Here is a 19,463-nt window from a genome sequence, read left to right on the forward strand (position 1 = left end):
ACGTCGGAGAAAGCGGGACGCGCGACCGAAGTGACGCGCAAGCCCTGACGGAGCGTTGACGCGTCTAAACCGCGATCGCGGAAAGCCGTCTTCTCGGTTCGCTTCGCGGTCGAGGCTTTTGCATTGGCTTCCAACGCACTAGGTTGGTGACACACAAGCGAGAGCCGTGTTCTCGCCAGCCGACGCGCTCCGCAATCGACGGGCTCATGAACCGACTGACAATTCCCCAGCCCTCAGCCACGGCGCGCCCCGCCGACGCCAACGTCACGGCCGTCCTCGGGCCGACGAACACCGGCAAGACCCATCTCGCCATCGAGCGGATGATCGCCCATGGCTCCGGCACCATCGGCCTGCCGCTCAGGCTCTTGGCGCGGGAAGTCTATCAGAAGGTCTGCGACCGGGTCGGCGCCGGCCATGTGGCGCTGATCACCGGCGAGGAGAAGATCCGGCCGCCGAACGCCCGCTATTTCGTCTGCACCGTCGAAGCGATGCCGCGCAATCCCGGCACCGCCTTCGTCGCCGTCGACGAGGTGCAACTCGCCGGTGATCTCGAACGCGGCCATACCTTCACCGACCGGATCCTCACCGCCAGGGGCTTTCAGGAAACGCTGCTGCTCGGCGCCGGCACCATGCAGGGCGTCCTCTCCCGGCTGATCCCCGGCCTGTCCACCCAGACCCGGCCGCGCATGTCGAACCTCGTCTACGCCGGCTCGAAGAAGATCACCCGGCTGCCGCGGCGCTCGGCCATCGTCGCCTTCTCGGCGGAGGAGGTCTATGCGATCGCCGAGCTGATCCGCCGCCAGCGCGGCGGCGCGGCGGTCGTCCTCGGGGCGCTCTCGCCCCGCACCCGCAACGCCCAGGTCGAGCTCTACCAGGCCGGCGAGGTCGACTATCTCGTCGCCACCGACGCCATCGGCATGGGCCTCAATCTCGACGTCGATCACGTCGCCTTCGCCCAGGACTGGAAATATGACGGCTTCCAGTACCGCCAGCTGACCGCGGCCGAATACGGTCAGATCGCCGGCCGGGCCGGCCGCCACGTGCGCGACGGCACCTTCGGCGTGACCGGCCAGGTCAATCCGCTGCCGGACGAACTCGTCGAGGCGTTGGAAGCCCACAGCTTCGCGCCGGTGAAGGTCGTCCAGTGGCGAAGCGGCGATCTCGATTTCGCGTCCATCGACGCGCTGAAGGACAGTCTGGAGCGCCCGCCGCCGAACGAGGCCCTGGCGAAGGCTTTGCCGGCCGTCGACCAGCGGGCGCTGGAATTCCTCGCCCGCCTGCCGGAGATCACCCGGCGGGCGCGGGGCGCAAAACGCGTCGAACTCTTGTGGGAGGCCTGCAAGCTTCCCGATTATCGGCGCATCGCGCCGGCCCAGCATGCCGAAATCATCGCCTCGATCTTCGCCGACGTCGCCGACAACGGCCATGTGTCCGAAGACTACATGGCCGCACAGGTGCGGCGGGCCGACCGCACCGAAGGCGATCTCGACACCCTGTCCCAGCGCATCGCCGAAATCCGCACCTGGACTTATATTTCGCACCGCCCGGACTGGCTTGCCGATCCGACACACTGGCAGGAAAAGACTCGCGACATCGAGGACCGGCTGTCCGACGCCCTGCACGACAGGTTGACGAAACGGTTCGTAGACCGCAGGACAAGCGTCTTGATGAAGCGGCTGAGAGAGAACGCGTTCATGGAAGCAGAAATCGCCAGCGACGGTACGGTGTCGGTCGAGGGCCACGCCGTGGGCGAACTGCAGGGTTTCCGTTTCTCGCCCGACACGAAAGCCGAGGGCGCGGACGGGCGGGCCGTCCGCACGGCTGCGCAAAAGGCGCTGGCCGGCGAGTTCGAAAAGCGGGCGGAGCGCTTCGCCAATGCTCCGAACGGCGATCTGGCGCTCGGCTCCGACGGGCTGATCCGCTGGCTCGGTGCGCCGGTCGCGACGCTGACGGGGGGCGAGGATCCGCTCAAGCCGCGAATCGTCGTGCTGGCCGACGAGCAGCTGACCGGCCCGGCGCGGGACATGGTCTCGGCCCGGCTCGAGCGATTCGTCACCTATCAGGTCTCCACCATCCTGAAGCCGCTCGCCGATCTGAAGCAGGGCGAGGGCCTCGAGGGCGTCGCCCGCGGGCTCGCCTATCGCCTCGTCGAGGAATACGGCATCCTGCAGCGCCGCGACGTCTCGGAGGAAGTGCGCGGGCTCGATCAGGCGGCGAGAGCCGCCCTGCGGCGCTGCGGCGTCCGGTTCGGCGCCTACCACATCTTCGTGCCGACGCTGATCAAGCCGGCCCCGGCCAGCCTCCTGACGCTGCTCTGGGCGATCCAGAACGACGGCCGCGACCGGCCGGGCTTCAGCGACGTGACGCATCTGCTTTCGACCGGACGGACCTCGGCCGTCGCCGATACGGCCTACGATCCGATCTTCTACAAGCTCGCCGGCTACAGGCTGCTCGGCCGCAGGGCGGTGCGCGTCGACATTCTGGAGCGTCTCGCCGATCTCATCCGGCCGGCGCTCGGCTGGAAGCCCGGCACCGGCAAGCGCCCGGACGGCGGCTACAACGGCGCCCAGTTCCTGGTGACTCCGGCGATGATGTCGATCCTCGGCGCGACCGCCGACGACATGGACGAGATCCTCAAGGGTCTCGGCTATCGGCCGCAGCCGATGCAGGCTGACGCCGTCGAGGCGGAGCTGTCGCGTCTCGACGAGGAAGCCGCCGCCAAGGACGCGGCCGACAAGGCCGAGGCCGCGCGCAAGGCTGCCGAAGCCGCCGCCAGCGCCGCAGCGCCGCAGCCGCCCGAGGCGTCTGGCGAGGAAGCGCCGGCGGGTGAGGCGGGCGAAGCCGTCGCCGCAGAAGCTCCCGAAGCGGGCCAGCCGGACGTCGTCGCTGCGCATGATGACGAGGCTGCCCCCGCTGCGGACCGCGCCGATCCGACGGATGGCGAAGCCCCGGCAACTTCCGGGGATGCGGCGCAACTGCCTGCGTCAGAGCCGGAGCCGGCCAGCGAAACGCCGGCCGCGACCCCCGCCGAGTATGGAGCCGGCGCCGCCGGTGAAGCCGTCGTCGAGGCTGCCGTGGCGCCGGTCGCCACGGATGCCGTCTCGGCCGGCGACGAGACGGAGGCAGCAGGCGGCGACGTCGCCGCCGAGGCATCGAGCGGGCCCGCCCCGGAAGGGACGTCGGCTGCCGATCCGGCTGCTGCGCCGGAACAGGCCGCGGGCGGAGAGGCGCCGGCCCAGCCCGAGGAGCCCGCAGAGCCGCGCATCGTGCAGGTCTGGCGGCCGCATCGCGGCGACCGCAATCCCGGCCAGAACCGCCAGGGTCGCCGGGGACGCGCCGCAGGACAGGGACGCCAGGGGCAGGGTCAGCCGGGCGAGGCGGCGACGGAGGCCGGCCCCTCCCAGGGGCGGCAGCGTTTCGCCCGTCGCCACGAGAACCAGGACGGCGAAGGCCGGCCGCAGCGCTTCGGCAAGGGCGGCGGTAAGGGCACGGACCAGAAGGGCCAGGATTTCGGGGATCGCTCCAACCGTGGCCCGCATCGCGACAAGAACGACGGCGGCGGCCGACGGGACAAGGCGCCGCAGCGCATCGATCCGGATTCGCCCTTCGCCAAGCTGGCAGCCCTGAAGGAAAAGCTTGGACGCTGACGAGGACGAGAACGGCCCGGCGGGCAAGGGCGCCCAGCGTCTCGACAAGTGGCTGTTCTTCGCCCGCGTCGTGAAGTCCCGCACTCTCGCCCAGAAGCTCGTCCTTTCCGGCGGCGTGCGACTCAATCGCGACAAGATCACCAATCCGGCGAGGCAGGTGCGGGTCGGCGATACGCTGACGATCTCCTATGCCCGCGCGGTCCGCGTGCTGAAAATCCGCCAGCCGGGCGCAAGGCGCGGCCCGGCGAGCGAGGCGGCCGGACTCTACGAGGACCTGTCGCCGGCGCCGATCCGGGCGGCGTCCGGCGAAGATGGTGACGAGGCGCCGAGATCTACGCCTGCTGCCGCGGCGAGGGCGCCGGAAGCGGATGCACCGCGGCCTTCCAAGAAGGATCGGCGGGCGCTCGCCCGTCTGAAGGGCGGCGATCCGTAACGCACCCTGCCTTCGGACGATCGGTGCGAAGGCGATCGTCCGGCCGGGAAATATCTTTGCGGATTCGGCCGCCGGGACGACAAGCTTTGCGCTTGCAAGGCAATTTGCGAGTGGCTAGGTCCTGTGACGAAGGATAGGCCCCGTGTGCCGCCACGCGGCCCGGGCGAGACGGCGGTCTCAGGCCGCCCGAGAGGATGACAGATGACTTATGTCGTGACCGACAATTGCATTCGCTGCAAATACATGGACTGCGTCGAAGTGTGTCCGGTCGACTGTTTCTACGAAGGCGAGAACATGCTCGTCATCCATCCCGACGAATGCATCGACTGCGGCGTCTGCGAACCCGAATGTCCGGCCGAGGCGATCAAGCCCGACACCGAGCCCGACCTCGACAAGTGGCTGACGGTCAACGCCGAATATGCCGAGAAATGGCCGAACATCACGATCAAGCGTGAAGCGCCGGCGGATGCCGAGAAATACGACGGCGAGGACGGCAAGTTCGAGAAATACTTCTCGGCCGAGTCCGGCCAGGGCGACTGAGGCAGTCGCGCATCGAGGGCGCCGACGTCCTTCGGGCAGCGCGCGAAGCGCTTCGGCTCGGGCCCGCAAGCCGTCATTTCAAGGCAATGAGCGATTGCGTTCCGCATGCCGGTGGTCGGCGCGCGGGCGCGTCGGCCTCGCGATTCGTCCGGCGACGTGGCGGATTCCGCCGCTGCGTTGCACAATCGCGGCATCCCCCCGAATTCCTTGAATTTTCCGGCAGGATATTGTAAGCTGCCATACACAGTCGGGTGCAAAGGCACTTGAGCATCCAGTCCCGAGGTTCGGGACGAGATGGTTTTCCGAAAGGATGTTTCCCCCAGCGCGGCCAAGTCGACGGTTCTGCCGAAGAACCGGTGTCGAACATGTGGCTCGCGCCTCGGTCGGCGACATTCTGCCTGGCGCGGCTGCGATCTGTCGATCCTTCCGGAGGGATCGTCGCCAACCGGTGGCTCTCAAGCTGCCGCCCGTGTCTAGCGGCTGTTTCGGCCCGGCACAATAGGGAGTTAGAAAAAGCGTATGAGCAGTCAGAAGAAGGCAACGGCAAGCCAGGGTTTCAAGACCGGTGAGAGCATCGTCTACCCTGCGCACGGTGTCGGTCAGATCGTCGCGATCGAGGAACAGGTGGTCGCGGGCATGACGCTCGAGCTGTTCGTCATCGACTTCGAGAAGGACAAGATGCGGCTCAAGGTGCCGGTTGCCAAGGCCAAATCCGTCGGCATGCGCAAGCTGTCGGAAACCGATTTCGTCGAGCGCGCGCTGAAGGTGGTCCAGGGCCGGGCGCGCGTGAAGAAGACGATGTGGAGCCGACGGGCGCAGGAATACGACGCCAAGATCAATTCGGGCGATCTCATCCAGATCGCCGAGGTCGTGCGCGATCTCTACCGCGCCGAGAGCCAGCCCGAGCAGTCCTATTCCGAGCGCCAGCTCTACGAGGCGGCCCTCGGCCGCATGGCGCGCGAGCTCGCAGCCGTCAACGAGGTTTCCGAGACCGAGGCGGTGCAGCTGATCGAACTCAACCTCAACAAGGGGCCGAAGCGCGGGCCGAAGGGCGCCGCCGAAGCCGAGGGCGAAGGCGAGGCCGACGCGGACGACGCGACCGAGGAGCAGGAAGAAGCGGCCTGAGCCGGTCCTGGCGGCCGACTGCCGCCGTCTCTTTCCTCCGCGGGACACGCGATCGGAAAGTGCGAAAAATCGGACCGGCCGTCCTGGAAAGGGCGGCCGGTCCTTTTTTTTGTCGGCCAGTGGTGTTACAAAATCAGAAGAAAGCGTTACCGCCATGAAACGCTTGTCTTTTTCCTCTCTCTTTCTATTTCGCGCCAAAAAGTTTGCCGTTTTGGGAACGTTTGGAACGTTCGCGCATTTCCTCAGGACCCGGAGCGTGTGTCCCCCACACGCCAGAGCTATCAAAAGCCGTCTGACCGACCGGAGGGTCCCATGAAGTCACAGTCCGCTCGCCGCACCATGATCCGCGCCGCCATGGCCGCGCCCTACCTCCAGCGGGAGGAGGAATACGATCTGGCCGTCCGCTGGAAGGAGCAGGGCGATCAGGAGGCCCTCCACAAGATCACCTCCGCGCACATGCGTCTGGTCATCTCCATGGCATCGAAGTTCCGGCATTTCGGTCTGGCGATGAGCGATCTGATCCAGGAGGGGCACGTCGGTCTCCTCGAAGCTGCGGCCCGTTTCGAGCCGGAGCGCGAGGTGCGCTTTTCGACCTACGCCACCTGGTGGATCCGCGCCTCCATCCAGGACTACATCCTGCGCAACTGGTCGATCGTCCGCGGCGGCACGTCGTCGGCCCAGAAGGCTCTCTTCTTCAATCTCCGGCGCCTGCGAGCCCGGCTCAGCCAAGGCTCGGAGAGCCTCTCCGGCACGGCGATGTATCGTGAGATCGCCACCGCCCTGAAGGTTTCGGAGGGCGACGTGGCGTTGATGGATTCGCGGCTCTCGGGCCCCGACTCCTCGCTCAATGCGCCCTTGATCGAGGACGAGTCCGGTTCGGCGGATCGGCAGGACTTTCTCGTTTCCGACGCGCCGCTGCCCGACGAAATGGTCTCGACCTCGATCGATGACGAGCGCCGGGTGACCTGGCTGAACAGCGCGCTCAACGTCCTGTCCGAGCGCGAGTTGAAGATCATCCGGGAGCGCCGGCTTCAGGACGACGGCGCGACGCTGGAGGCGCTCGGCACGAAGCTCGGCATCTCCAAGGAGCGCGTCCGTCAGATCGAGACCCGGGCGCTCGAAAAGCTGCGGACCGCGCTGCTCGAGACCAACGGCGACCGCGCGGCTTACGTGAGCTGACGCGGGTCGAAGCGATGCCGTGAGGACGGAACGGGGAAGCGCCATGCTTTCCCGTTTTCATATGGTGGTTCCGCCTGGCGGCGATCGCTCGGTCGCAAGGTGAAGGCGCCGCAACTCGGCGCCGAATACGGCTTCCCGCCGCATCTTCCCGCGTGCTCCCGTAGAGCCCCGATGGCGCACAGGCATACGGAGGATCTGTGAGGCGGCGTCCGCACGGCGGAGCGAGCCGAGGTCAGGTTCCGGAACGCTCGCTCCTGATCCGCTGCATGATCTGATCGATCAGCCGGTCCACGGCGAGCCGGCTGGCGCGCTCCTCCGTCTCCGGCGCGGGGGTGTCGCCCTCGTGGGAAGGATCTTCACCGGCAGCCGAGCCGGCGGCCGGGCCCTCGTAGCCCTCGAAAAAATACGTCGGAGAAACGTTGAGGCGCCTGCAGGCGAGGTAGAGGCGCCCCGCACCGACCCGCTCGGCGCCGCATTCATATTGATGGACCCGCTCGGCACTGACGCCGAGTGCAAGCGCCAGTTCCTCCTGGCTCAGCTGGGCCGTGAGCCTCGCGTGACGCAGCCGTGCTCCGACATGGGCATCAACGGGGTCATTCACGCTCGAAGCACTCCCAATCAAAACCGACTCCAGCGGTGAAGTCTTGGTGGCGGATTCCGGCGCCGTGTGGGCGGGCCGGCCAACCGAGTTCGAAATTGACCGGACGCTCGTCGAAAAGCTGGTGAGGTGAGGTTTTCACGATTCGCGATCCGGCCTGGGGTCCCGCTCCAGGACACGATCCGCGCCCCAACTCCACTGCGATCCATATATCATATTTCGGTTGGGCTAACGTAGTGCGGTGTGAGCCCTTGAAAATACGTCGCGAGATCTTTCTGCGAAAACCGCTCGGCAATTTCCTCGGGCCGCATGAATGCCTCGCCGAACCAGGGGAACTGCCGTTCGGAGAAGGAGTCGACCAGCCAATCGATGAAGGCCCGGTGGCGAACGGTGTTTCTCACCTCGGGATGCAACGCCATCCAGATGTCCAGCGAGAAGACCAGATTGATATCCACCGGCACGACGTCGGCGCCGATGGCGATGGCATAGTTCGGCAACAGCCCGATCCCCGCGCCCTTGGCGATCGCCCAATAGTGGGCGCTGGCGAAATTGGTGTTGAGCTTGACGATCCGCTCGCCGAGATCGATGCCGAAGATCGCCGCGAAGTCGATGTGCTGAAGCTGTTCGGTCTGCTGCACGACGACGCGATGGCGCGCGAGATCGGCGATGTTGCGGGGCGTTCCGTAGCGTTCGAGATAGGAGCGGCTGGCAAACGGCATCGTGTGGAGGCGGCCGAGCCGCCGCTTGACCAGTTCGGGGGCGGTGGGTTCGGTCAGCTGGATCGAGACGTCGGCCTCGAGCCGCAAGACGTCGACCGAGCGCATGGCACATTGCAGGTTGATCTGGATGTCGCGCCCTTCCTCCGTCTCCATGAATTCGGCGAGGCGCGGGGTCAGCCAGAAACTGCCGAGGCCCTCGGTGATGGCGAGGTAGACCGGCCCGCCGCGGGTCGAGGCCGATGTCTGCGCCACCCGCCACATGTCGGACATCGACTGCTCGACCTCCCGGGCCGAGGTGATGACCCGTCGACCCTCGGGCGTCAGCGTCACGCCGCCGACCTCGCGGTAGAACAGCTTGTATCCGAGCTGGTCTTCGAGCCGGCTGACGGCGTTGCGCACCGTGTTCACGCCGACGCCGAGCTCCTCGGCGGCGCCGCGAAAGCTGCGCTGGCGATCGACCATGATGAAGATGCGGACGGTATCCCAGTCGACCCCGCGCCACGAGTGTTCCATCAGCGGAACGCCCCCCTTTCAATTCGGTAAAACCTAGGCGCGAGGATGTCGCGTAGATTGACCCCACGGCAAGCTATTTCATGGGGAAGAAAATGGGAAATCAGGCAGAGACTGGCGCTGCACGCGCCGCCCGTCTGATCGAAGTACGAAACACGGTCACCGCCGAAGCGATCGAATCTCTCCTTCCGAAGGCCGAAAGGGCCATGGGGCCTTTGGCCAAAGCCGCGACGATCGAGCGGCTGACGAAGACCAATCCCGACACGATCTGGCTCGTGGCGCGGCGCGGCGCTGCGCGGCCTGAAGGCTTCGTCACCGTCCTGCTTCTCAACGAGGAAGGGTACGAAGCGCTCTTGAACGACCGAATGGATCTCGCCGATCCGGACGATCGCTATCTCGTCCGGCAGTCGGAGACGCCGGCGGCCGTCTATAGTTGGGCCTCCTATACGCCGGGGATCCTGGCGAACGCCATACCGCTCGTCGTCGATCACTTCTCTTCGCCCCGCTATGCCAGCGCCGACATGATCGCCAACGTCACCACCGAGCGCGGGCGCCGGGCGATGCTGCGGCTCGGCTTCGACGAAGGGCTCGAATGGCGCGGAACATTCAAGCCCAACCTCTTCATCAAGCACCGCGCACCTAATTCCCGGCTCTTCCCGCGCCGGCGCTACGACCAGACGGTCGATTCGACCCCCGGCACGGGCATCACCGTGGTCCACGGCATCGACGAGCTGTTCCGTGTCGCCGCGGTGCGGAGCGCCGTCTATATCGGCGAGCAATCCTGTCCCTACGACGAGGAATTCGACGGCAACGACTTCGCGGCGACCCATCTGCTCTATTCGGTGAAGGGCGAGCCGGCCGGCTGCATGCGCATCCGCTTCTTCGGCGACTTCGCCAAGATGGAGCGGCTTGCCGTCCGCAAGGAGTTCCGCCGCTCGACCATCGCCTTCGAACTGGTGCGGGCGAGCGTCGACCTCTGCCGCGACAAGGGGTTCCGCAAGATCTACGGCCACGCGCGGGAGGACTATCTGCCATTCTGGCAGCGCTTCGGTTTCAAGCTGAAACACAACGGCGCGCCCTTCGGCTTTTCGGGCCACACCTTCGTGGAGATGGTCGACGACGTCGAGCCGTCGGACGACGCGATCTCGATCGACGACGGCCCCTACAAGCTCATCCGTCCCGAGGGGCAATGGAACTATCCCGGTGTCCTCGATCGATCCGGACGCAGTCCATGGCTCTAGCGGCAAGGGGGGACCTGGACCTACAGATGGCAAACCTCATACACGAGATCGCCCATTGCAAGGAACTGGCGGAAAAGGCGGATCTGCGGTTCGCGTCGCGGCTTCTCGACATGTGCCTGCTCGAGGTCGCGATGGAGTGGGAAGGGCGTGGACGCCTCGAGCCGCTGGGCGACGAGGAACTCCTGATCGTGCTCCTGCGCTCCAAGCTCAAGATCGCCGTGAGTGGTGCAGGGCGTTCGATCACTGTCGGCTCGCCCCCTCCACGGGGATCAGTGCCCGATCCGGACCAGGCGTGATCGCAGGACGCGTTCAGAAAGCCGCTCCGCATGAGATCGGGCGGCCGTGCGAAAAGCCGCACGGCCGCCCGATCTATTCCGCGACGATCTTGTATCGCTGGTCGCTTTTCACCGCATCGTCCGGTCCGAGCTCGTTGAGCAGCCGGAAAAGCCGCTCCCGGCCGTCGACGCCGACCATCCGGTTCGACAGCGTCTCGGCCGTATCGCCCGACTTGGCGGTGACGACGCGGATGCGCAGGGGCTTGAGCGCCGCCTGCTCCTGCGGCGTCAGCTGGTGGAACGAATCGGCCGTCTCGACCGCGATCGTCTCGGCATTGACGTTCGCCTTGGAAGGCACCGCCGTGAGGAAGCGGTAGACCTGCCCGCCGAGGCGCACCACCGTGACGTCGAAATCGTATTCGCCGCCGCGCGCCTTGGCCGAGACCGCTTCGAGCCCGTGGATCCGGCGCTGGCGCACGCTGCCGGGTTCCAGTCCGCCGATCCAGCCGGAATTGACGTAGTCGACGAGACTGCGATTGGGCGGCAGCGCCACGCCGTCGAAGCGGATCGCCGTGTCGTCCGGGCCGGTCGCCATCACCGCCTCGGCGGTGTTGTCGAGGACGAAGCCCTTCGGCACGGTGAAGCTGATGCCGAGGCCGGGATGCAGGAAGGTGCGCTCGCGAACGTAGCCTTCCGCCGCCGAGTCGCCGAACAGCATGCCGTCGACGCCGTCGAGATAGCGGTCGCGATCCCGCTTGGCGGCGTTGGCCGCCGGGTTGACCTCGCCGGCCAGCCTCTCGGCCAGCTGGATGCGCTGGGGTGCCGAGGGATGGGAGGCCAGGAAGTCCAGATTCGGGTCCTTCGCCTGGAAGGCGTTGCGCATGTTGGCGTAGGCGTCCATCGCCCTCAGGAAGCGCGCCGCCGCGAAGGGATCGTAGCCGGCGCGGGCGACGTGGCGGATGCCGAGGTCGTCGGCCTGAAGTTCCTGTTGGCGGGAGAACTGGGCGAGCGAGAGCTTGCCCTTGGCGAGCGCGATCTGCCCGGCCGATTCGTTTTCCAAAACCTCGGAGACGACGCGGCTGGCGAGTTCCGCCGCCTGTTCGCGCTGCTGGCGCTGGATGCCGTGATTGGCCGTGATGTGGCCCATCTCGTGGCCGATCACCGCCGCGACCTCGGAGGAATCGTTGGCGAGCGCCAGGAGGCCGCGGGTGATGTAGACGTAGCCGCCGGGCAGCGCGAAGGCGTTGATGTTGGGCGAATTGAGGATGGTGATCCGATAGGCCCGGCTGGGATCGTCGCTCGCCGCCGCCAGCTTGCCGACGATGCCGGCGAGCGCCTGCTCGAGCTTGGGATCGGAGTAGGCGCCGCCATAGGCGGCGAGGATCTTCGGATGCTGGCTGCGGCCGATGACCGACTGGGGATCGCCCTGCTGCGCGGTTTCGAAGGTGATCGGCTGCCGGGTCGAGGTGTAGCCCGCCTGCAGGCTGTCGGAACCCGGCGTCGCGGCGAGACCGTCGAGGCCCGCCTCGATGGTCGTGCAGCCTGCGGCGATGGCGAGCGCACCGATGGCGGCAGCGCTCAGGAGCGCCCGCATTCTCGGCCCGATCTTCAGTTCATGCCATGGTGCTGTCATTGACGCGAATGACGCCTCGTCCATCCCGACCGCGATTCTGCTTCCGCCGCCTCGAAGATCGCAATTAATCGAATCGGCCGCCTGCCCGAAAGCGTGGAAAGGCAACATTGCCGATCAATTCACGGAAAGGAATCCCCCGATCCCCCTCCTTATGACTTATGTAGGAATTCCGCCGGAAATGCGTCAGGCCTTTCGGCTTCGAAGCCCGAGATAATCCGAAACGCGCGGATCGGTCCTTCCGGAGAGCATAGCCGCCGCCGGGCCGATCGCGGCGATCTCGCCGGCCTGGAGGTAGGCGACGCGATCGGCATGGGAGGCGGCGTCCTCCGGATGATGGGTCACCATGACGATTGCTGCGGGCGGCGCTCCATCGCGCCGCCGAAGCGCGTCGAGAAGCCCCAGCATGTCGCGCCTCAGGGCCGGTCCGAGTGCGGCGAAGGGCTCGTCGAGAAGGATCAGCGGGCGCCTGCGCAGGAAGGCCCGCGCGAGCGCCACCCGCTGGCGCTCGCCGCCGGACATTTCGGCGGGCCGCCGCCGGCCGTAGCCTTCGAGGCCGACCGCCGAGAGGGCCGCCTCGATCTGTCGCCGCTCGTCCTTCGAGACCCGGAGACGCGGCGCGATGCCGAGCGCGACGTTGCGGAAGGCGTCGAGTTGGGGAAACAGGTTGTTTTCCTGGAACAGCATGGAAAGCGGGCGTTCGGCCGGGGCGAGCCGGGTGACGTTCGCGCCGGCCATCAGGATCTGCCCGGCGCTCGGCGTCAGGAAGCCGGCGGCAAGGTCGAGCAGCGTCGACTTGCCCGCCCCGCTCGGCCCGATCAGCGCCAGCCACTCGCCGGAGCGAACCGTCAGGTCGAAGCGGAACGCCGCTCCGCCATGGGCGAAGCGGACGTCGTCGAGGCGAAGCGCGGCCCGTGCGTCGCTGGCGACGTCGCCTCGATCGGACGGGCTCCTCACGTCTCTTTCCGCCGTCAAAGGTCCGGCTCCTCTTTTCCGGCGAAACCACGCTCGACCAGCCCCATCAGCATCACCGTGACGAGGCCGAGGATCAGCGCGAGACCCGCCGCGTCGGCGGTGCGGTAGCTCCCCATGCGCTGGAGGAGCAGATAGGGCAGGGTGACGAAATCGCTCGATCCGAACAGGGCGATGGCGCCGAGATCGCCGAAAGAGAGCGCCAGGGAAAAGGCGAAGGCGAGGGCCAGCGGCCGGCGCATCGCCGGCCAGTCGACGAAGGCGAAGCGGGCCGCCCCGGTGAGTCCGAGGCCTTCGGCGAGCTTGCCGGTCTCGCCGTTGGCCTGCCTGAGCGCCGGTCCGACGATCCGCACGATGAAGGGCATCGCCATCACGGCATTGGTCGCGACGACGACGTAGGGCGCAGCGGCAAGGACCTCCGTCACCTGGCGCAGCGCCAGGAACCAGCCGGCGCCGACGATCACCGGCGACACGACGAGGACGAGGCTCGTCGCGGTTTCGAGGCCGATCCGGACGCCGTCGCGCGCGTTCCCGGGCCGCGGGCCGAAGCGCAGCGCCTCGATCGCCATCAGGACGAGGGTGGAGACGAGGAGCGAGAGCGAGGCGGCCGCGGCGGCGACGAGAAGGCTCGTCGCCGCCGCCTCCTGGACGGCCGCTTCCGAGACGAGGCGCCAAAGATCGGCGGCAAGGCCGGAGACGAGGATCGCGGCGAAGGGGCTGACGACGAAGAGCGTGCCGAGTATCACGACGAGGCCGTCGCCAGCGTCTCTCAGGCGATTCGGAGCATCGAACCGTCGGGCCTTGCCGCCGGCGCCGAAGCCGCCGGCCGGATCGCGCCCGAGGAGCAGCGTCGCGACGAGGACGAGGGCCGTCAGGACGATCTGGACGATCGACAGGCCGATCGCCCGGCCGGGATCGAAATCGTAGCGCAGGGCCTGATAGACGGCGACTTCGAGGGTCGTCGCCGCCGGCCCGCCGCCGAGCACGAGGACGATGGTGAAGCTCGTCACGCAGAGCATGAAGATCAGCGCCGCAGCGCCGGGAAGGGCGCCGCGCAGCGCCGGCCATTCGACGGTGCGAAAGACCGTGAAAGGCGGCAGGGCGAGCTGGCCGGCGAGCTTCCAGCCTTCCGCCGGGACCCGGTCGAGCGCGGCGACGAACAGCCTCGCCGCGAGCGGCATGTTGAAGAAGACGTGGGCGACGAGGATTCCGGAAAGGCCGTAGACGTCGAGCCGCGGCAGGCCGATCGCGGCAAGCCCCTCCGAAACGACGCCGTTGCGGCCCCAGACGGTGATGACCGCCAGCGCTCCGACGAGCACCGGCAGCGCCTGTGGCAGAAGGAACAGCCGAAGGATCGGCCGCTTGCCCGGAAAGCGAGCCCGATGGAGGGCGAGGGCGAGGGGGATCGCCAGGATGACCGAGAAGAGGGTGGAAAGCCCGGCCTGCGTGAGGGTGAAACCGAGGATCGACCGGACGTAAGGATCGCCGAGAAGCGCCACGACGTCCGGCGCCTTGTCGGTGGCGACGACGAGAACGAGGATGCCGCCGAGCAGAAAGCCGAGGGCGAGGAGTGCGGCGGTGATCCCGGCGCCGATGCGGATGCGGCGGTCGGTGCGGGTGTTCATGGGTGGTGGTGGTTCGTAGGGCAGGTTGGCTCTCTACGGCATACCCCCCTCTGCCTGCCGGCATCTCCCCCACAAGGGGGGAGATCGAAACGGCAGCGGCCGCGTCTCCTCGGCAGCGTTTCTGCCGCCGCAACCGTTGACGGGTTGGAGCTGCGCCCGACGTTGCCTGATCTCCCCCCTGGTGGGGGAGATGCCGGCAGGCAGAGGGGGGCGCCCAGCAGCACCGGCACAGGCATCGCTCCGACCACGCGCGCGACAGAAATCATCGCGCTCCGACCGCTTGCAGCCACTCGTCGGTCCAGGCCCTGCGGTTCTTCGCCACCGTCTCCGGATCGATCAGCAGCGGCCTGTCGACGCTCACGAGGTCCGAAAACGCTTCCGGCAGATCGATGTCGTCGCGAACCGGCAGCGTCCAGTTGGTGGTCGGCAGGATCGCCTGGGCTTCCTTGCCGACGAGGAACGACAGGAACGTCCGGGCGAGTTCGGCGTGCGGCGTTTCCTTCAGGACGCCGGCGACCTCGATCTGCAGGTACTGGCCTTCCGCAAAGCCGGCCGCCTTGTAGCGATCCGTCCCCTCCTCGATGGCGTGATAGGCCGGCGAGGTGGTGTAGGACAGGACGATCGGCACCTCGCCCTTGGTGAACAGGCCATAGGCCTCGCTCCAGCCGGGGGTGACGGTGAGGATGCGCGGGCGAAGCTCTTCCCACCTGGCCGCCGCCTCGTCGCCGTAGACCGCCTTCATCCACAACAGGAAACCGAGGCCCGGCGTCGAGGTGCGCGGATCCTCGATGGCGATCTTCTGGTCGGGATCGCCCGAGACGAGATCGGCGAGGCTCTTCGGCGGGTTCTCGACGCTTTCGGAATCGTAGACGAAGGCGAGATAGGAATAGTCGTAGGGCACGAAGACCGGGTCGGAAAAGCCGGTCGGGACCTCGAGTTCCGATAGGTCGACCCGACTGTCCGTGAACATGCCGGTGGCCTTGGCCTCGGGGATGAGGTCGGAGGTGAGACCGAGGGCGACGTCGGCCTTGGTCGAGGGGCCTTCCAGCTTCAGCCGGTTGAGGATGGCGACGCCGTCCTCGAGGCCGACGAAATCGAGGGTGCAATCGCAGTTCGCCTCGAAGGCCTGCTTCAGCTTCGGCCCCGGGCCCCACTCGGCCGAGAAGCTGTCATAGGTGTAGACCGTCAGCGTCGGCCGGTCGCCGGCCTGGGCGGCGGCCCCGCCGGTCAGGGCCGCGACGGCGGCGAGCGCGGTCGCGATGAGGGGCGAAAACCGGAGGAAGGGTCTGAGAAGCTGGGGCATTTTCGGCGCTTTCCTCTTGCCGGAAGGGAAAGGCTTGCGCCGCGTGTCGGAAAGCCACCGCCTGGCGCCCGCAATCCCTCCGCCGGCATGATCCGGATCAGGTTCGACGGGTTGGCTTCTCGCCTCTCAGCCTGCTTGGCACCCCGTGTGAGCTTTTCGGTTACGTAACCGTTTCGGCGGCCGAAGCAAGGGGGAAGCAAGGCCGAGGGAAGAGGGAAGGACGCTCTACCGCAACTCGTCGTCGCCGTTCCGACCGCCGCCGTGCTTGTCGTCGCCGTCGAACCTCGGCTCGTCGTCTTCGGGGCGATGGGGCCAGGTGGGCGGACGATTGCGTTCGGTATCGCCGCCCTCGGCGTCGAGCCAGCCTTCGTCGTTCACACCATCGTCGTGCCAGCCGTCGCGCTCGCCCCGTGACGGCGGCGCCGCTGCCTCGACCTCCTCCATCTCCTCCATTGCCGCGTCGAGCACCTCGGGATCGGTCTCCTGCACGTCGGCGACCGGCTCCGCGAGCCCGCCGGCGTGGAAGGCCGACTTCTTCGGCGGAACGAGAACCGTCGCCGGACGGATCCGGAGCTTCGAGATACGGTTCTTCTCGCGCTTCAGGACGGTGAAGCGCTTGTTGAAGAAGGTGAAAGCCTGGCGTTCCTCGGGGATCGTCTGGGTCTCGTGGATGACGAGGCCGGCGATGGTCACCGCCTCCTCGTCCGGCAGGTTCCAGTCGAGCGCCCGGTTGAGGTCGCGGATCGGCACCTGGCCGTCGACCACCACCGAGCCGTCGGCCTCCAGCTTGACGCCCTGCATGTCGACGTCGTGCTCGTCTGCGATGTTGCCGACGATCTCCTCGAGGATATCCTCGAGGGTGATCATCCCTTCGACCTCGCCATATTCGTCGACGACGATGGCGAAATGCGCCTTCCGGCGCAGGAAGGCGTTGAGCTGGTCCTGCAGGGTGGTCGTCTCCGGCACGAACCACGGCCTGGTGCAGATCTTCTGGACGTTGATCTTCGCCGGGTCGTTGTCGACCTCGTGCAGAGCCCGCAACACGTCCTTGGCGTGGATGACGCCGATGATGTTGTCGAAATGGCCGCGCCAGACCGGCATGCGGGTGTAGGGGCTTTCGAGCACCTGCCGGACGATGTCCGCCGGCGCATCCTCGGCGTTGATCTGCCGCATCGAGGTGCGGTGGACCATGACGTCGGAAACTTCGAGTTCGTGCAGGTCGAGAAGGCCGCCGAGCCGGTTGCGGTCGGCATTGACCAGCGAGCCCTCGCGATGCAGCACCTCGACGGCGCCGCGCAGTTCCTCGTGGGCCGTGAGCAGCGAGGCCCCCGATTCGAGCCCCACTCCGAACAGGGAGAGAATGCGGCGGACGACGAAGTTGACCGTCGCCGTCACGGGTCCGAAGGCGGCCACCACGAAGGCGACCGGCCGCGCGACGTGGAGCGCGAAACCGTCCGGTCGTGCGATTGCGGCGGACTTCGGCAGCACCTCGGCGAAGATGACGACGATGATGGTCATCGCGATCGTCGCGTAGACGACACCCGTTTCGCCGAACAGGCCGAGAAAGGCACTGGTGGCGAGCGAAGAGGCGAGGATGTTGACGAGATTGTTGCCGATCAGGAGCGCGCCGATCAGCCGGTCCTTCTTCTCGATCAGCCGCTGGACGATCCCCGCCCGCACGTCGCCGTTCTTCTCGTGGCTCATCATCCGGGCGCGGGAAACCGCGGTCAGTGCCGTTTCCGACCCCGAGAAGAAGGCCGAGACGCAGATGAGGCAGATGACGATGCCGAGATAGACCCAGAGCGCTGTGGTCATTTGGCGAGCTCTTCGTCGAGGAACCGCTCGACATCGGCACGGTCGACGTCCCTGGCGACGAAGGCCCGGCCGATGCCATGGGTGAGGATGAAGGTGAGGCGACCGCGCGAGACCTTCTTGTCCTGGGCGATCGCTTCCATCAGGGTCGGCCGGTCGAGAGCCGGGCCGGGAATCGCCGCGATTTCGGTCGGCAGCCCCGCAGCCTGGAGATGCGCCGCGACGCGGCCGGCGTCTTGCCCCGTCGCAAGGCCCATCCTCACCGAAAAGCGGTGCGCCAGCGCCATGCCGATCGCAACGCCTTCGCCGTGGACGAGGCGGGCGGGATCGTAGCCCACTGCGCGCTCCAGCGCATGGCCGAAGGTATGGCCGAGATTGAGCAGCGCCCTGTCGCCGTGTTCCGCCTCGTCGGCGGCGACCACCGCGGCCTTCGCCTGGCAGGAGATCGCGATCGCTTCGGCACGCTCGGGCCCGCCGGCGAAGATGGCCTCCCGCCGTCGTTCGAGAAAGTCGAAGAAGTCCGGCCGGTCGATCAGCCCGTATTTGACCACCTCGGCATAGCCCGCGGCGAATTCGCGCGGGCTGAGCGTGTCGAGGAGGGCGATGTCGGACAGGACCAGAGACGGCTGGTGGAAGGCGCCGACGAGGTTCTTGCCGCGGGGGGTGTTGATCCCGGTCTTGCCGCCGACGGAGGAGTCCACCTGGGCGAGCAGCGTCGTCGGAATCTGGACGAAATTGGTACCGCGCTTGACGATCGCGCTGGCAAAGCCGGCGAGATCGCCGATGACGCCGCCGCCGAGTGCGATGACGGCGTCGCCACGCTCCAGCCGCGCTTCGAGAATCGCGTCCACCGCCCGTTCGAGCTGGGCGAAGGACTTGGTGGTCTCGCCGGCCGGCAGCGTCACGCTCGTCGATCCGATGCCGGCACTTTGGAGGGCGATCTCGAGCCGCGTCAGATGGAGCCTCGCCACGGTCTCGTCGGTGAGGACGACGGCGCGGATGCCGGGCAGGACGGCGGCGATCTCCGCGCCGGCCCGGTCGATCAGCCCTTCGCCGATGACGATGTCGTAGGAGCGGCTGCCGAGCGAAACCTCGACACGGCGCATGTCGGCGACGCGGGCCGGCGCATGGGGGACCGAACGGGGCGGGGCGAGGGGCGCTTCGCCGGAGGGGGTCAACGGCTCGTCCCTCCATGCAAATGGTTGCCGAGTGCCGCGACGAGTTCGTCTGCGATCACCTCCCGTTTGACCGGCCGCGACATCACCGTGAGATCGGCTCCGGCATAGACGGGATAACGCATGTCCATGAGTTCCTGCATCACCTTTCGCGGGTTCGACGCCTTCAGGAGCGGCCGGTCCGCCCGACGGGCGACCCGCTCCATCAGCGTGTCGAGATCGGCCTTCAGCCAGACGGTCACCGCCTTGTCGCCGAGAAGCGCCCGCGTCTCGCCATTCATATAGGCGCCGCCGCCGGTGGCGATCACCCGCCGCCCATCCTGCACCAGCCGGGCGATGACCCGCGCCTCCAGCGCCCGGAACTCCGGTTCGCCGTAGGCTTCGAACAACTCGGGAACGGTCATCGTCGAGACCGCCTCGATCTCGGCATCGCTGTCGACGAAGGGCAGCGACAGCAGCGATGCGACGCGGCGTCCGACCGTGGTCTTGCCGGCCCCCATCAGCCCGACGAGGACAATCGGCCGTCCGCCGAGCCGTTCCCGGATCGTCGATCCCCTGTCCTCAACACTCTCGCCATCCATCGGCTCGACCGTCCCTCCGCTCGGCGCATATCGTTCCGCGGACGACGCCGGGGACGTCCGCATCGGGCGTCGGCACCCTTATCGTCTTGCGTCTCGCC

The 19,463-nt window shown here is 67.3% G+C and carries 15 protein-coding genes, 1 pseudogene and 1 riboswitch; of the genes and pseudogenes, 7 read left to right on the plus strand and 9 right to left on the minus strand.

The window, feature by feature from the left end:
* The first annotated feature begins 206 nt into the window (after window positions 1-206).
* From LZD57_RS12045 to LZD57_RS12065, 5 genes are all read left to right on the plus strand, one after another.
* Window positions 207-3,647, plus strand: coding sequence for a helicase-related protein (locus LZD57_RS12045; RefSeq protein WP_233718741.1), 3,441 nt, complete (start codon window positions 207-209; stop codon window positions 3,645-3,647).
* Entirely contained in the window at window positions 3,637-4,080 is a 444-nt protein-coding gene (locus LZD57_RS12050; RefSeq protein ID WP_233718742.1) for an RNA-binding S4 domain-containing protein, read from the plus strand. The genes LZD57_RS12045 and LZD57_RS12050 overlap by 11 nt, the downstream gene beginning before the upstream one ends.
* Window positions 4,081-4,281: 201 nt before the next feature.
* Window positions 4,282-4,620, plus strand: a complete 339-nt coding sequence (gene fdxA / locus LZD57_RS12055; protein WP_233718744.1) for a ferredoxin FdxA — start codon at window positions 4,282-4,284, stop codon at window positions 4,618-4,620.
* Between the two features lie 519 nt (window positions 4,621-5,139).
* Window positions 5,140-5,745: a CarD family transcriptional regulator gene (locus LZD57_RS12060; RefSeq protein ID WP_233718746.1), complete on the plus strand. Its 606-nt coding sequence runs from the start codon at window positions 5,140-5,142 to the stop codon at window positions 5,743-5,745.
* A 312-nt stretch (window positions 5,746-6,057) separates the two neighbouring features.
* On the plus strand, window positions 6,058-6,924 hold the full coding sequence (locus tag LZD57_RS12065; protein ID WP_233718748.1) for an RNA polymerase factor sigma-32: 867 nt from the start codon (window positions 6,058-6,060) through the stop codon (window positions 6,922-6,924).
* A gap of 232 nt (window positions 6,925-7,156) precedes the next feature.
* Here LZD57_RS12065 and LZD57_RS12070 read toward each other — a convergent pair whose 3' ends face one another.
* Window positions 7,157-7,525 carry a helix-turn-helix domain-containing protein gene (locus LZD57_RS12070; RefSeq protein ID WP_233718749.1) on the minus strand — a complete coding sequence of 123 codons (369 nt, stop codon included), beginning with the start codon at window positions 7,523-7,525 and terminating at the stop codon, window positions 7,157-7,159.
* Between the two features lie 209 nt (window positions 7,526-7,734).
* Complete coding sequence (locus LZD57_RS12075) at window positions 7,735-8,754, minus strand: LysR family transcriptional regulator (RefSeq protein ID WP_233718750.1); 1,020 nt, start codon at window positions 8,752-8,754, stop codon at window positions 7,735-7,737.
* A gap of 203 nt (window positions 8,755-8,957) precedes the next feature.
* On the opposite strand from LZD57_RS12075, the gene LZD57_RS12080 reads away from it, so the two are divergent.
* Complete coding sequence (locus LZD57_RS12080; protein ID WP_233718752.1) at window positions 8,958-9,992, plus strand: GNAT family N-acetyltransferase; 1,035 nt, start codon at window positions 8,958-8,960, stop codon at window positions 9,990-9,992.
* Between the two features lie 26 nt (window positions 9,993-10,018).
* Window positions 10,019-10,288 (plus strand): hypothetical protein, encoded by a 270-nt coding sequence (locus tag LZD57_RS12085; protein WP_233718754.1) that lies wholly within the window; start codon window positions 10,019-10,021, stop codon window positions 10,286-10,288.
* A gap of 73 nt (window positions 10,289-10,361) precedes the next feature.
* Here the strand turns inward: LZD57_RS12085 and LZD57_RS12090 are convergent, their stop codons facing one another.
* The 7 genes and pseudogenes from LZD57_RS12090 to LZD57_RS12120 form a co-directional block, all read right to left on the minus strand.
* Entirely contained in the window at window positions 10,362-11,900 is a 1,539-nt protein-coding gene (locus LZD57_RS12090; protein ID WP_233718755.1) for a M48 family metalloprotease, read from the minus strand.
* A gap of 183 nt (window positions 11,901-12,083) precedes the next feature.
* Complete coding sequence (locus LZD57_RS12095; RefSeq protein WP_233718757.1) at window positions 12,084-12,854, minus strand: thiamine ABC transporter ATP-binding protein; 771 nt, start codon at window positions 12,852-12,854, stop codon at window positions 12,084-12,086.
* 14 nt (window positions 12,855-12,868) lie between these two features.
* Window positions 12,869-14,494, minus strand: coding sequence for a thiamine/thiamine pyrophosphate ABC transporter permease ThiP (locus LZD57_RS12100; RefSeq protein WP_233718759.1), 1,626 nt, complete (start codon window positions 14,492-14,494; stop codon window positions 12,869-12,871).
* A 262-nt stretch (window positions 14,495-14,756) separates the two neighbouring features.
* Window positions 14,757-15,797, minus strand: a complete 1,041-nt coding sequence (thiB, locus tag LZD57_RS12105) for a thiamine ABC transporter substrate binding subunit (protein ID WP_233718761.1) — start codon at window positions 15,795-15,797, stop codon at window positions 14,757-14,759.
* 56 nt (window positions 15,798-15,853) lie between these two features.
* Window positions 15,854-15,953, minus strand: a riboswitch (TPP riboswitch).
* Between the two features lie 399 nt (window positions 15,954-16,352).
* Window positions 16,353-17,612 (minus strand): annotated as a pseudogene (locus LZD57_RS12110) (HlyC/CorC family transporter); the annotation flags it as partial.
* Complete coding sequence (aroB, locus tag LZD57_RS12115; protein WP_233718802.1) at window positions 17,609-18,715, minus strand: 3-dehydroquinate synthase; 1,107 nt, start codon at window positions 18,713-18,715, stop codon at window positions 17,609-17,611. The pseudogene LZD57_RS12110 and the gene aroB, both read right to left, overlap by 4 nt.
* Window positions 18,716-18,783: 68 nt before the next feature.
* Window positions 18,784-19,365 carry a shikimate kinase gene (locus LZD57_RS12120; protein ID WP_233718764.1) on the minus strand — a complete coding sequence of 194 codons (582 nt, stop codon included), beginning with the start codon at window positions 19,363-19,365 and terminating at the stop codon, window positions 18,784-18,786.
* Window positions 19,366-19,463 lie beyond the last annotated feature (98 nt).

The organism is Jiella avicenniae (assembly GCF_021390325.1).
GTDB classification, from domain to species: Bacteria; Pseudomonadota; Alphaproteobacteria; order Rhizobiales; family Rhizobiaceae; genus Jiella; species Jiella avicenniae.

What these genes read in the sequence shown, in the direction of transcription:
- LZD57_RS12100 (WP_233718759.1), bottom strand. Translation starts at nt 14,494, where the DNA reads ATGAACACCCGCACCGACCGCCGCATCCGCATCGGCGCCGGGATCACC.
- LZD57_RS12060 (WP_233718746.1), top strand. Translation starts at nt 5,140, where the DNA reads ATGAGCAGTCAGAAGAAGGCAACGGCAAGCCAGGGTTTCAAGACCGGT.
- LZD57_RS12090 (WP_233718755.1), bottom strand. Translation starts at nt 11,900, where the DNA reads ATGACAGCACCATGGCATGAACTGAAGATCGGGCCGAGAATGCGGGCG.
- LZD57_RS12065 (WP_233718748.1), top strand. Translation starts at nt 6,058, where the DNA reads ATGAAGTCACAGTCCGCTCGCCGCACCATGATCCGCGCCGCCATGGCC.
- LZD57_RS12075 (WP_233718750.1), bottom strand. Translation starts at nt 8,754, where the DNA reads ATGGAACACTCGTGGCGCGGGGTCGACTGGGATACCGTCCGCATCTTC.
- LZD57_RS12080 (WP_233718752.1), top strand. Translation starts at nt 8,958, where the DNA reads ATGGGGCCTTTGGCCAAAGCCGCGACGATCGAGCGGCTGACGAAGACC.
- LZD57_RS12120 (WP_233718764.1), bottom strand. Translation starts at nt 19,365, where the DNA reads ATGGATGGCGAGAGTGTTGAGGACAGGGGATCGACGATCCGGGAACGG.
- LZD57_RS12085 (WP_233718754.1), top strand. Translation starts at nt 10,019, where the DNA reads ATGGCAAACCTCATACACGAGATCGCCCATTGCAAGGAACTGGCGGAA.
- aroB (WP_233718802.1), bottom strand. Translation starts at nt 18,715, where the DNA reads ATGCGCCGTGTCGAGGTTTCGCTCGGCAGCCGCTCCTACGACATCGTC.
- fdxA (WP_233718744.1), top strand. Translation starts at nt 4,282, where the DNA reads ATGACTTATGTCGTGACCGACAATTGCATTCGCTGCAAATACATGGAC.
- thiB (WP_233718761.1), bottom strand. Translation starts at nt 15,797, where the DNA reads ATGCCCCAGCTTCTCAGACCCTTCCTCCGGTTTTCGCCCCTCATCGCG.
- LZD57_RS12045 (WP_233718741.1), top strand. Translation starts at nt 207, where the DNA reads ATGAACCGACTGACAATTCCCCAGCCCTCAGCCACGGCGCGCCCCGCC.